Below are 13,464 nucleotides of genomic sequence, written 5' to 3'. Positions count from 1 at the left end.
AAAAAGGCTGTAAGTAATTTTTACATTACACAGCCTCAAATCTATTTATTCAATTCTAATCTTCAATATTTGCCTTAGCTTCATACATTTTGGAATCAGCTTTTTTAATTAAACTTTCTAGTCCTTGAGCATCATCAGGATAAATACTTATTCCTAAACTAATACTCATTGGAATTTCTATTTCTCTAATAACAATCGGATTTTCTAATTCTGCAATCAATCTCTTTGTAATTTGAATTATTTCAGTTTCAGAATTCAAATTAGCTAAAGCAGCTAAAAATTCATCCCCACCTATTCTAGCAGTAATATCATTTTCTTTTAAATTGTTTTCTAATCTCTTAGCAATTTTTTTTAAAACTTGATCACCAATATTATGGCCATAATTATCATTAATCATTTTAAATTTATCTATATCTATAAATAAAATACCTAACTTTGTTTCTGATTTATCTGCCTCTTCTTTTAATCTTTCAAAATTACTAAAAAATAATTTTCTATTTGCCAAGCCTGTTAGCTTATCATGATTTGCTTGATATTCAAATTTATTTAGTAAATAAATAATTACTAAAATAAAGGCAATGAAAAAAATAAGCATTAATAAAATATTAATAGCAAATAAATATTGCTGTTCTCTTAATTCTCTTTTCATCACCTGATCATTATAAGTTATTCCAACAACATAAGCATTCCAGCTTTGATTATTACCCTTAGAATCTATTAAAACTGGAAAAAATTTAAGAGTATAATTTGATTTATTTTTACTAAAAGTAGTCACCTGTTCTTTTTTCTTTAAAACTGTTTGCCTTGCTAAATCTTTCTGCAGCTTTGGAATATCAACATCAAGGTAAGGTTTTTTGCTGTCTTGCACCTTAGCTACACCATAATTATTTGTTTCAACACTATAAAAAGATATTTCTTCAACTATGGGGTATTGATTAGTTAAATAACTAGCATCTTTAAACATATTTAACTGATTAAAACTTGAATATTTATCTTCAACAGAGATACTTAATTCTAATAAATACTGATTATCAGGAGTCGGCTGATAGCTATATTTTTTTACTTCCCCAGTTTGAGTTGCTAAACCAATCCGATCAACTGCAAAAAAATTAGATTCTAAACGCTGTCTAATTACTTTGGTAAAACTGCCAAATTCTGAAAAATCTAAGCCTAAATCAGATTTTTTAGTTGTCTTAATAATCTTTAAATCTCTATTTATAATATAAATATCATAATACTTAAACTCATTTTTCATTTTTTCTAAATTCCAATTCTTAACTTCAGGTTCTAGTTTATATTTAGCCAGCATTATTTTAGAATATTTTTTCATTTCCTGGTTTAAATCTTGTTCTGCAATTTGATAGGCATCATTAATATACTGAACTGTTTGTAAAATATTTTTTTCAACTAATTTCTGTCTACTTTCATATTTAGCCTTAATCAGAGATTTAATATTAATATACTGATTAAAAAATATAATTATTATGGCTATGGCTAAGAGAATAATAATTATATATTTTAACTTTTCTAATGACTTTTCCAACTTGCTTCCCCCTTAAAATAATAATTTAGGACTCTAATAATTAGTTGAAATTAATTGCTATTTGCTTTAATTATAGCATAAAGAAGCTTAAAAGAAAGATTCTAGATAAAAAACACTTCCAAGTAGATAGTCTATTTTAGTTAAGGCGACTAGCTACTTTGGAAGTATTATAATAGTTCATTCTAAAAGTTTTTTCTTCAATCTTCAATCTTCAATTTTTAAAAATTTAATAACTCTGATCAGTTACTTGACCTTCAATTATTTGCACTCCAGAACTAGCTCCAATCCTAGTTGCTCCTGCATCAATCATTGCTTGAGCTTCTTCTAAGCTGTGAACACCACCTGAAGCCTTAACTCCCATCTGCTCACCAACTGTTTTTCTCATTAAAACTATATCTTCTATAGTTGCTCCACCTGAGCCAAAACCAGTTGAAGTTTTAACAAAATCTGCTCCTGCTGCTTTAGCGATTTTACAAGCTTTTATTTTTTCAGCTTCTGTTAAATAACAAGTTTCAATTATTACTTTAACAATTTTTGATGGAGCAGCTTTAACAACAGCTTCTATATCTTTTTGGACCTGCTCATAATTTCCTGCTTTTAAAGCCCCAATCTTAATTACCATATCTAACTCATCAGCACCTGCTTTAACAGCAGCCTCTGCTTCTTTAACTTTGATCTCTGTTAAATTAACACCTAAAGGAAAACCGATTACTGTACAAACTTTGACCTCAGATCCAGCTAATTCTTTTTTTACTAAAGCAACCTGGTCTGGATTAGTACAAACAGAAGCAAAATTATATTTTTTAGCTTCCTCACATTTTTCTTTAACCTCAGCTGCAGTAACTTCTGCTCCTAAAAGAGTATGGTCAATTGTTTTTGCAATTTCTTCCTTATTCATAAAGTAAATCCTCCTGATTTTTTTATTATAATTTAACTATTAAAAATAACTTATGTTTTTTTGTTCTTCTAATCTATCTGTGGCTGGAGGGGGAGTAATTGATAAGTCAGTAATTGCAGCTCTCATTTCTGAACTCATTTCAATTTCTAAGGCAGCTAAAGAACCTTTGAGCTGCTCTAAATTACGAGCTCCAATAATAGGAGCAGTTATTTTAGGATTAGACATGACCCAGGCAACTGCTAAAGCAGCTGGTTCAAAACCATTTTTTTCAGCATAATTATTTAGATCTTCTGCTATTTGATAATATTGTTTTAACCCATATCTAGTAGCATAATCTTCTCGATCTACAAGCCTACCTTTAGCTGGTCTTTTATCTTTACCATATTTACCAGTTAAAAGTCCTCCACCAAGTGGACTATAAGAAATAACGCCTAAGTTTTCTGATGCTGCCATTGGTAAAATCTCAACTTCTGCCTGTCTTTTAACTAAATTATACATTGGCTGAACAATTTCAAAGCGAGCTAGACTTTCCTGCCGAGAAAGCCCCAATGCTTTTTGGATTTGCCAAGCAGCCCAATTACTGACTCCTGGATATAAAATTTTACCTTCCTTAACTAGATCATCCATAGCTCTTAAAGTTTGTAATATATCTGTTTTAGAATCAAAACTGTGGACAAAATAGAAATCTATTCTATCAGTTTTTAATCTTTTTAAACTTGATTCAACTGCTAATTTAAGATGACGGCGCGAAAGACCTTTAGCATTAACATCTGTGCCTGTTTTTCCAAAAACCTTGGAAGTAATAACCAATTCATCTCGACACTTATATTCCTGCATAAACTTACCTAAAAGTTCCTCTGAACGGCCTTCATTATAAACATCAGCAGAATCAAAAAAATTAATTCCTTTATCTAGAGCAGCTTTAAACATTTTCCGAGACATATTTTCATCAGCAAGTCCTCCAAAAGGCATTGTTCCAAAACAAAGTGAAGAAACCTGAACTCCAGTTTTGCCAACAGTTCTATATTCCATTTTATCCCTCCATAATTATTTAATCTCTACTCTTATTATATTTAATTTAAATCATAATTACAAACTATTCTTAAAATTTTATTAGTTAATTGAATAAATTTTAAATTAAATAAATTATAGTTAAAAAATTAAAAAAAGCAGGCTTTTAAAGATAACCTGCCATTACTTCTAATAATTTTGCTGTGTCTTTAGGATTTTTTAGATAAAATTCAGCTTCTGTTTCTAAATCAGCTTCATTTTGAACATAAATTGTAATTCCATTTTCTAAAACCTTAAAAGCATCTTCATCTGTTCTATCATCACCAATATAAATCCTTAAAAAATCATTAAATTTAAACTCTTTTTTTAACTGCTGACTAATATAAGTAACAGCTTTTCCTTTATCCCAAGCTGCAGGTCTAATTTCTATTACTTGACGCCCAGAAATAACCTGATAACTATCTTTTTTTAATAATTCTTTTATTTTCTTTATTTCACTCTTTTTGTCAGTTTGAGAATTAAAATGAAGTGCTAAACCAAAACCTTTAGTTTCTACTTCAACTCCAGTCTGAGCAGAATATATCTTTTTTACTTTTTGATAATTTGAATTCTCTAAATTAGCTTCTTTTTCTGCTTGCACAGGATAAAGAGTCTGGTCTAAAAATACTAAATCAATTTCCAGACCATGACTACCAGCATAATTACTTTGCTTAAGTTTAATCATTTGCTTTAATTGACTTAGCTTCCGCCCTGAAACTAAGCTAAGTTCATATTTTTGAGATTTTTCTATTTTTTCTAAATGATTTTTAATTTCAGGTAAAGCAAAAGCAGCAAGTGGATCTGGCTTAAAAGGGGCCAGCGTCCCATCATAATCTAAAAAGAGAAGAATTTTATCTCTACTTTTTATTTTTTCCTTAAAATTATTAAGGTGATTTTCATTTAAAATATATTTTTTATTCATAACTATCAAGCCATTTTTCAATAAAATAATCTCTCCACCAATTGATATCATATTCTTTTAAATCAGATTGAGCTGCCTCTAATCTTTGTTTTTTCTCAGATTCTGACATTTCTAAACCTTGATAAATACTATCTGCTAATTCTTCTACATTATAAGGGTTAACTTTGATTGCACTATCTAAATATTCAGCTGCACCAGCAAATTCTGAAAGTAAAAGTACTCCTGAGTCTTGAACTGCCAAATATTCTTTAGCAACTAAGTTCATGCCATCGATTGAGGCTGTAATTAAAGCTAAGTCAGCTGCTTTATAATAAGGTAAAAGTTCTGATTGAGGAACTGAGCCATAAAAATATTTAACTGGCTGCCATTGATCTTTTTGATATTTACCATTAATTTGAGCAACTTTTTTCTCAATTCTTTCTTTCATCTCTTGATATTCAGCTATACCAGTTCTACTTGGAGCAACCCTTTGGACAAAAGTTACCTTTGATTTATACTCAGGATATTTTTCAAAAAAGCGATTAATTCCTTCTAATCTCTCTTCAATTCCCTTTGTATAATCTAAACGGTCAACTGCAAAAACTAGTTTTTCTGTTTTATAATTATCTTTGACCTCTTTTGCCTTTTTCAGATAATCACCATCTTGAGCAAGTTGATTAAACTTCTGGTAATCTATACCCAAAGGTACACTTTCTACCTTAGTTTGAGAACCCTGATACTTAACTTCTCGCTCAGAAAAGTCAACTTCTGCTCCGATTTTTTTAGCACAATTTAAGAAATTATAGACAAATAAATCAGTATGAAAAGCTAAAAAATCTGCTGCCAACATACCTTTAATTATTTCTTCTCGCCAGGGAATAGTTCTAAAAGCTTCCCATGCTGGCCAAGGAATATGCCAAAAAAGTGAAGTTTTAGCTTCAGTATCTGCTAATAAGCCAGGAACTAAAGCTAGATGATAATCATGAATCCAAACCAAATCATCTTCTTTTAATTCTTCTTTAATGTTTTCAGCATATTTTTTATTTACTTTTTGATAATATTTCCAATAATCTTTATCATAATTAGCTTTTGAAATAAAAGTATGACTAATTGGCCACATTACTTCATTTGAAAAACCATAATAAAAGCCTTCTTTTTCTGCTTGATCAAGTTCAATTCTTTTTAAAGTATAGCCTTCTGGATTTGGGACTTTAACCTTCTTATTTTGATCTACAACTTCAAAATCTGCTTCTCCTCTCCCCCAAGCAATCCAAAGACCATTAGTTTCCTGCATCATAGGATCTAAACCTGTTGTTAAACCACCTGCTAATTTATGCTGCTCAATTTGTTGATCATTATAGACATGTTTATATGGTTCTCCATTTGAAACAAGAACTAATCGTTTTTCTTCTAATTTAGATTTCATTATTATTACCTCCTAGCTCCTAGTTTTTATAAACCATTCTAATAATAAAATAACAAAAAAAATTAAAAATTAAAGTAATTATTTAACAAAATACTTTCTTGTTTTCCCCAAAACAATTAAATGAACAAAATCTCCTTCGGACAATCTGTAATACAGTAAGGTTAAATTTTGTTGATGTTGGAAATTATGGAGCTATAAATATTATCCACAATAAACAATTAGGTATAATTTCCTAAACATTAAAAAATTATTCTAAAAGTTGCTTTAAAGAAATATCTAGAGCTTTAGCAATTTTTTTTAAATTCCTTAAAGATGGATTTTGGCGTCCATTTTCAATATTACTTAAAAAAGAAAATCCAAAAATATAATCCCCTTATTTAGAACTAAAAATAAAAATCTATTAAGGGGATTTATATCTATTAATTTAATTGAATTGCTAAAATTTTACTACTATCTGCTCTATCAACTTGAATTTAAAAATAATTTATTTAAATAATTATTAATTAAAATATTAAAGATCCTATTATTCCAAAGATCATTAAGGGAATATTAAAATGCAAAAAGGTTGGAACACAAGTATCCCAAATATGATCATGCTGGCCATCAACATTCAAACCAGCTGTAGGACCTAAAGTACTATCTGAAGCTGGTGAACCAGCATCACCAAGTGCTGCTGCTGTACCTATTAAAACAACAATAGCCAAAGGGCCATAACCAAGTTCTAAGCCTAAGGGAACATAAATGGTTGCTAAAATTGGTATTGTCCCAAATGAAGTACCAATTCCCATTGTCACAATTAAGCCAACTCCAATTAAAATTGTAGAAGCCATTAATTGATTGCTACCAATTGCATTAGATGCTGACTGAACCAACTGAGCAACTGCTCCTGTTTCTCTAATTACTGCTCCATAACCAGAAGCAATCAGCATTACAAAAGCAATAAAACCCATTAAACCTATTCCACCATTTATTAAGTCATCGATATTTTCCCATTTAATAGCTCTAAAAATAACCATAATTGCAATACCTATTATGGCACCTAAAGGTAAAGAACCTATTGTTAGCTGCACAACAAGGGCTGATAAAGCTCCTACTAAAGCAACATAGTGCTTAGTTTCTAAACCTAATTTTTCTTGATTATCTTCTGAAACTTCACCTTCTATCCCTGTTTCTTGAAGCGATTTATATTCTCTAGGATTTCTATAAGTAATAAGGATAGCTACTAATAAACCAACTACCATTCCTAAACCTGGAAGCCACATTACACTAGATACAGAAGAAGTAGTTATTTCAAGACCATTTGCAGCCATTTCATCTCTAATAATATTATGGAAAATCAAACCAAAACCAACTGGTATAGCTACATAAGGAGCCTTCAAACCAAAGGTTAAAGCTGATGCCACTGCCCTTCTATCAATTTTCAACTTGTTCATTACTCCAATTAAAGGTGGAATCAGTATTGGAATAAAAGCTATATGCACAGGAATCAAATTTTGTGAAAAAGAAGCAACAACTGCAATAATTCCAACTAAAATCATTTTTTTACCCTTAATAACACGGGCAATCTTTTTAGCCAAGATAGTTGCTAAGCCTGTTTTCTGAACAGCAACTGCCAAAGCACCTAATAAAATATAACTTAAAGCAGTCTCAGCATTACCTCCCATTCCATTAATTAAAACTGACATTGTTTCATTTAAACCCATTCCCGAAACTGTTCCTCCCACAAGAGCAGCTACTAGTAAAGCTAAAATTACATTTAAATTTAATAAACTTAGGCCTAACATTACTAATACCGAAATAACTACAGGATTTGTTAACAATTTAAATTCCTCCTAAGATTAATTTTAATGAAATTCTTCCCCAACTAAAGTATTAACTACAGCAAAAATTATAATAGCTGCTAATTTAGCAGTGGAATTATCTAAATCAAACCGGGGTGAAACTTCAGCAATATCAAAACTAATAACTTTTTTCGATTTAATTATATGTTTGATCAAATCCAAAGCAATTTCCGCTTCAATTCCAAGAGGCTGAGTAGAGCTTACACCTGGAGCAATAGCTGAGGAAAAAACATCAGCACAAATACTTAAATAAATATAATCATTTTGGTTAAGATAATAATTTAATTTATTTAGCAGTTCTAATATATTTGATTTAGTTATATCTTGGGCCAAAATATAATCTGCCCCTAACTGCTCTGCAGTCTGAAAAAGATTAACTGTATTTGCACATTTTTGGATTCCAATAGCTAAATAAGAATAAGGAGCACCCAAAGCTTGACATTGATCAGCTATTTGTCTAAACATTGTACCTGAATTCCCACCATTTTGATAAGGTCTCATATCAAAGTGAGCATCAAAGTTTATAACTCCTATTTGAGCATCTTTTTGTAATTTATATTTAGACTTTAATAAACCACTGTAATGACCAAATGCAATTTCATGTCCTCCACCTAATAAAATAGGAAAAAGCCCTAAATCTAAGACTTTTGCTACTGCTAATGCCAGAGATTCTTGCTGTTTTTCTAAGGCCTGATCAGGAGAAATAATATTACCTGCATCAAATAACTTAGTTTCTTTAGTAAATTGTATTGGCAAATTAGCTAGTTCTTTTCTGATACTTATTGGACCTTTAGCAGCTCCTGGACGACCACCATTTCTTTTAACTCCCTGATCACTGCAAAATCCTAAAAAACAAATTCCAGTTTCAGCTGCCTGCAAAGATAAATCACAGTTATTTAAATCAATAAATTCTACCCACTGGTGCCATCTAAAAGCCGTAAAATCTTCTGAGTCATCTACTCTACCCTGCCAAACATCTTTATTTACTTTTTTATAATATTTTTTAAAACTAATAGTCTAAAACACCTCCTTTCTCTCTCAATTAAAATATAATTTAAAAATCTTAATTTTTATTTTAACTTAACTTAAAATCTCAAATTATTCTTCTAATTCCTGATTTAAAGTACCAATAGCCTTTTCTACTGCTTTTACAACTTCTTCCTTTTCTATTAGCTCTGCACTCTTATTAATATCTTTATACATTACTCGATCTTTAACTAATTTTTTAACATTATCTCTAACAACTTGATAAGCAGCTTTAGTTCCTTTACCAAGTTTATCTCCACCAGGATTTATTAGATCAATAGCTTGAGCAGCAGTTATTAATTCAATTGCCAAGACACGACTTGTATTATACAAAATATCTCTAGCTTTACGAGCACCAATAGTCCCCATGCTCACATGGTCTTCCTGATTAGCAGAAGAAGGTATAGAATCAACACTAGCAGGATGAGCTAAAACCTTATTTTCAGATACCAGAGAGGCTGCTGCATACTGAGTTATCATAAAACCAGAATTAAGTCCTTCTTCTTCTACCAAAAATGCAGGTAAACCACTTAGTTTAGGATTAACCAACCTCTCTATTCTTCTTTCAGCTACATTAGCCAGCTCAGCAATTGCAATACCTAAAAAATCAAAAGCTAAAGCAACTGGTTGACCATGAAAATTACCTCCAGAAATAACATCTTCTGTTTCTGTAAAAATTAATGGATTATCAGTAACAGAATTAATCTCGATATCTATTTTATCTTTAACATATTCAATAGCATCTCTAGATGCCCCATGAATTTGAGGTAAACACCTTAAAGTATATGCATCTTGAACTCTAATTTCACCCTGCCTAGTTGTCAGCTGACTTCCTTCTGTTAATCTGAGTAAATCTTTAGCAGTACCTTGTTGATGCTTATGAGGTCTTACTGCATGTACTCTTTGATCAAAAGGATCTGTAATTCCTTTGGCAGCTTCTAGAGTCATGGCAGCAGAAATATCAGCAAGCTTAGCTAGATTAATAGCATCATAAACAGTTAAAGCACCAACTGCTGTCATTACTTGAGTTCCGTTGATTAAAGCTAAACCTTCTTTAGCTTTCAAAGTTACAGGCTCAATATTAGCTTTAGTCAGAGCCTCTTTTCCACTTATTCTTGCTCCCTGATAAAATGCTTCTCCTTTATTAATCATAACCAAAACCATATGTGCCAAAGAAGCTAAATCTCCACTAGCACCTAAAGAACCTTTTTCTGGTATAACAGGATGAACTTTTTTATTTAACATTTCTAGCAAAGTTTCTAAAGTACTTACTCTAATCCCCGAAACACCTGCAGCTAAAGCATTAGCCCTCAGTAACATAATTGTTCTAACCACTTCTTCTGCAAATGCTTCCCCAACTCCACAAGCATGGCTGCAGATTAGATTTTCTTGTAATTGTTCAACTTCAGCTTTGGGAATACAAATTTCACTTAATTCTCCAAAACCAGTAGTAATTCCATATACAACTTCTTCTCTTTCTACAAATTTATCAACTATCTCTCGTGATTTATTAATTTTCTCTTTTGCCTTTTCAGCTAATTTAACAGTTCTAGATTTTCTAGCAACTTCAACAATATCCTTTAGTGTTAATTTACTACCATCAATAATTAATTCTTTCATTTTTGGGCCTCCATATTGTTTATTTTTTTGCTGCAAATTATTATCTTAGTTACTATCAACTTTTCTGATTTAGAGCTTAATTGTTGATTAAATTTTTAACTGTGCTAAGCTCATAATTTGTACCAATATCTTTAAAAATAGAAACTGCTTTGACTGCATATTCTTGATAATTAAGAGACAATTTATTTGAAAAAACATCTTTTATTTCTTTATTGACCTTCATTTTTTTTGAAATCTCAGCTTCAGCTCTCAAAAAAATCCCAGACCAATATCTTTTATAAAATCTAGCCAACATTGAACTTGCTTTGTCTAAATAATTATAAGCTTTAAAATATTGACCTTTGTTTAGATAAATCAGAGACAGATAACTATAGCTAATACTCGAATATCCCCAAACTGTAGACAGCTCATTATAAATAGCTAGAGATTTTTTAAACTGTTTTTCAGCTAGCTTAAACTGACTTTGCTCATAATATACTTGAGCTGAATTAATATAAAATATTCCTAAACCACTAAGAATATTTTTTTGCTCACATAAATTGATACTGTATTTATAATATTGATTTGCTTTTTCAAGTTTCCCCTGATAACGCTCAACTTCACCCAAATAATTATAAGCTGAGGCTATACCTAAAGTATATTTTTTAGTTATTGTCTCGGCATTTCTAAAAAGATCTAAAGACTTATTAAAATATTTATTTGCTTTCTTATAATTTTTATTATATAAATTAAAGATCCCTAAAAATCTAAACGCAATCCCCTTTTTAGTTTTTAAAGCTAAAATATCAGCACATTTATTCATTTTCTTTGCATTTTCTTTAATTAAACTAAGATCTTCTAGTTGAATCCCTAAAGCTGCCAGCTGTTCATAAGCATTTAACTTTATTTTAGTATTATTTATAGAGTTGGCGTTTTTTAACATTAATTTTAAAGTCAAAATAGCCTGACTATATTTTCCCTTTCCGATTAAAAAATGAGCTTTAATATTTAAATATTTAGCTTCCATATCTTTTAAATTCGATTCGGGCGAATTTTTAATTTCTGTAAATAAAGACTCTATTTTAACCAAATAATTCTGAGATTTTTCTTGATTAAGATCAAGTACATTATCGCGCGCTAATTTTTGATCATTTGTAATGGGAAATATCTCATGTGTATAATACATATAATTTTCTGCTTCTTTAATTAAATAAAACAAATATTTAAGTTTATCTCCAGAGCGTGAGTAATGATAAATAAGCTTTGAATACTGTTTTCTTTGAGTTCTTTGTTTTGCTAAATCATTTTCAATAAACTGAGCTATTCTCTTATGTAGTATTTTTACTTTGAATTTAGACTGCTTATTATATATAAATTCACGTAATTTACTGTGAGTAAATTGATAAAAAATTCGATTATTATTTCTAACTTCAACTTCATTAATTAAATTAAAAGACTGTAATTCTTCAAAAATTGCTATTAATTGCAGCTCTTTTTTTCCACTCACAGCTGCCAATAACTCATAACTAAATTTATCAAAACAAATTGAAGCTATTATTAAAATCTTTTGTGCCTCTTTTGAGACTGAAAAAAAACGGCTGCTCAAAATATTTTTGCTTTTAGCAGTTAACATTTCAGTCAAAGCTTGACTATCTTTTTTTTGCATCAATAAATTTAGCAATTCAACTAGAAAAAATAAATTACCTTCAGTCTCTTTATGTATTTTAGTAAATAATTCTTCTGTAAAATTATAATTCGGTAAAAATTTTCGAGAAAATTTCTTAACTTCTGGAAGAGTTAAGCGCTTTAGTTCAATATTTTTCAATAATTTAGCTTCTTTTAAATCAGCAAAAATATTTTCTATTCTTTGCCAACACTGATTCCGAGAAGTTGCTAAAATTAATATATTATTATTTTGATTTTCTCTAATTAAATTTCTTAATAATAATAAACTTTTTTTATCACACCAGTGCAAATCTTCAAAAACAATAATTATCTTTTTAGCCTCAGCAGCCTTAGATAAAACAAAAAGTAGGGCTTCAATTACAGATTGATACTTGATAGAATCAAAATTAACCATCTTAGCAAAAGAAATTTCTTCATCTGGTAAAAAAGAGGGAAATAAAAAAAAGATAACTTTTTTCCAGAGTGGTGAAAGCTTAATTTGCTCAAAATCAATTTCCTCTTTTAGCTGCTGCATAATATCTTTCCAAGGTTTAAAAATATAATTTTTTTCTGCCTGATAACAATTAGTTTGCAAAAGGAGTGTATTATCTAAATCAGCTGCAGCAATAACCTGTTCAATCAAAGCTGTTTTGCCAATTCCAGCTTCACCAGAAATTAAAAAAGAATAAGATTTTTCTGTTTTAATAAATTGATTAAGCTTAGTTATTATTTTTTCACTTTCTTTTTTTCTAAAAATAAAATTATGTTTTTGTTTGTTATTTTCAAGCTCACTAGAAATTTTATCCCTGATTTTCTGTAATAAGGCCATTGTTTTTTGATCAGGGGTAATCCCTAACTCTTTTTTTAATTCAGTTTCTAATTTTTTAAAAACCTCTATTGCCTTAGCAGAATTATCAGTTTGAGCATATAGCTGCATTAGCTCTCGGTAAGCTTTTTCATTAAAAGTATCTGTTTTGATTAAAGTTTTTAAATAACTAACTGCTTTTTCTACTTTATTTTCTTTTTGGCAGCTCCCAATTTCTGTTTTGAGATGATTAATATATAATTGTTCATAATAATTTCTTTGTTCAAGCAGCCAATTATTAAACTCAGAAGCATTTTTAAGCAAAAAACCTTTTAAAAAAGATCCCTGATATAATTTAAGTGCTGCTTGAGGCTTTTTTTCTAAAAATTTAGCTAAATCCAAACTTAAAAACTCTGTTGCAGCGATTTTAACAATAAATCTATCAGGGGTAGAAATTATATCTTGACCAACGCTCTTTTTTAACTGATAAAGAGCATTGCGTAAATTTTTCTTTGCTTTATTTTCTGGCATCTCACCCCAGAGTAAAGTGGCTAATTTATTTCGAGATGCTTTCTTTTTAACTAATAAATAATAAAATAAAGCTTCAACTTTTTGATAAGGAAATTTAATTTCTTCATCTGCTTGATTTTTAACTAAGGGTCTTCCCAATAATGAAATTTTTATTTTAGATATAATCTCTCCCCCCTTTC

General features: G+C 29.8%; 10 protein-coding genes. All 10 read right to left on the bottom strand.

Translation table 11 applies throughout. The features are described 5' to 3' along the window. Positions 1-55: 55 nt before the first annotated feature. Positions 56-1,543, bottom strand: coding sequence for a GGDEF domain-containing protein (locus HPRAE_RS00535; RefSeq protein WP_014552293.1), 1,488 nt, complete (start codon positions 1,541-1,543; stop codon positions 56-58). Between the two features lie 226 nt (positions 1,544-1,769). Beyond that, on the bottom strand, positions 1,770-2,441 hold the full coding sequence (deoC, locus tag HPRAE_RS00530; protein ID WP_014552292.1) for a deoxyribose-phosphate aldolase: 672 nt from the start codon (positions 2,439-2,441) through the stop codon (positions 1,770-1,772). 39 nt (positions 2,442-2,480) lie between these two features. Further along, positions 2,481-3,473: an aldo/keto reductase gene (locus tag HPRAE_RS00525; protein ID WP_014552291.1), complete on the bottom strand. Its 993-nt coding sequence runs from the start codon at positions 3,471-3,473 to the stop codon at positions 2,481-2,483. Between the two features lie 145 nt (positions 3,474-3,618). After that, complete coding sequence (gene otsB, locus HPRAE_RS00520; RefSeq protein ID WP_014552290.1) at positions 3,619-4,434, bottom strand: trehalose-phosphatase; 816 nt, start codon at positions 4,432-4,434, stop codon at positions 3,619-3,621. Continuing rightward, positions 4,406-5,818: an alpha,alpha-trehalose-phosphate synthase (UDP-forming) gene (locus HPRAE_RS00515; protein ID WP_014552289.1), complete on the bottom strand. Its 1,413-nt coding sequence runs from the start codon at positions 5,816-5,818 to the stop codon at positions 4,406-4,408. The genes otsB and HPRAE_RS00515 overlap by 29 nt, the downstream gene beginning before the upstream one ends. Positions 5,819-6,065: 247 nt before the next feature. Beyond that, on the bottom strand, positions 6,066-6,182 hold the full coding sequence (locus tag HPRAE_RS11340; RefSeq protein ID WP_083787864.1) for a helix-turn-helix domain-containing protein: 117 nt from the start codon (positions 6,180-6,182) through the stop codon (positions 6,066-6,068). Between the two features lie 139 nt (positions 6,183-6,321). Beyond that, positions 6,322-7,638, bottom strand: a complete 1,317-nt coding sequence (locus tag HPRAE_RS00510) for a Na+/H+ antiporter family protein (RefSeq protein WP_014552288.1) — start codon at positions 7,636-7,638, stop codon at positions 6,322-6,324. A gap of 24 nt (positions 7,639-7,662) precedes the next feature. Beyond that, positions 7,663-8,673, bottom strand: a complete 1,011-nt coding sequence (gene hutG, locus HPRAE_RS00505; protein ID WP_014552287.1) for a formimidoylglutamase — start codon at positions 8,671-8,673, stop codon at positions 7,663-7,665. Positions 8,674-8,757: 84 nt separating this feature from the next. Beyond that, complete coding sequence (gene hutH, locus HPRAE_RS00500; RefSeq protein WP_014552286.1) at positions 8,758-10,305, bottom strand: histidine ammonia-lyase; 1,548 nt, start codon at positions 10,303-10,305, stop codon at positions 8,758-8,760. Between the two features lie 76 nt (positions 10,306-10,381). Beyond that, entirely contained in the window at positions 10,382-13,423 is a 3,042-nt protein-coding gene (locus tag HPRAE_RS00495) for an ATP-binding protein (RefSeq protein WP_014552285.1), read from the bottom strand. Positions 13,424-13,464 lie beyond the last annotated feature (41 nt).

It is taken from the genome of Halanaerobium praevalens DSM 2228 (assembly GCF_000165465.1).
Lineage (GTDB): Bacteria > Bacillota > Halanaerobiia > Halanaerobiales > Halanaerobiaceae > Halanaerobium > Halanaerobium praevalens.
Note: the sequence above shows the minus strand (reverse complement) of the source record. Positions and strands in the feature narration are given on the sequence as shown.

Excerpts from the sequence above, each read along its gene's own strand:
- deoC (WP_014552292.1), bottom strand. The coding sequence starts at position 2,441 with ATGAATAAGGAAGAAATTGCAAAAACAATTGACCATACTCTTTTAGGA.
- HPRAE_RS00525 (WP_014552291.1), bottom strand. The coding sequence starts at position 3,473 with ATGGAATATAGAACTGTTGGCAAAACTGGAGTTCAGGTTTCTTCACTT.
- HPRAE_RS00515 (WP_014552289.1), bottom strand. The coding sequence starts at position 5,818 with ATGAAATCTAAATTAGAAGAAAAACGATTAGTTCTTGTTTCAAATGGA.
- hutH (WP_014552286.1), bottom strand. The coding sequence starts at position 10,305 with ATGAAAGAATTAATTATTGATGGTAGTAAATTAACACTAAAGGATATT.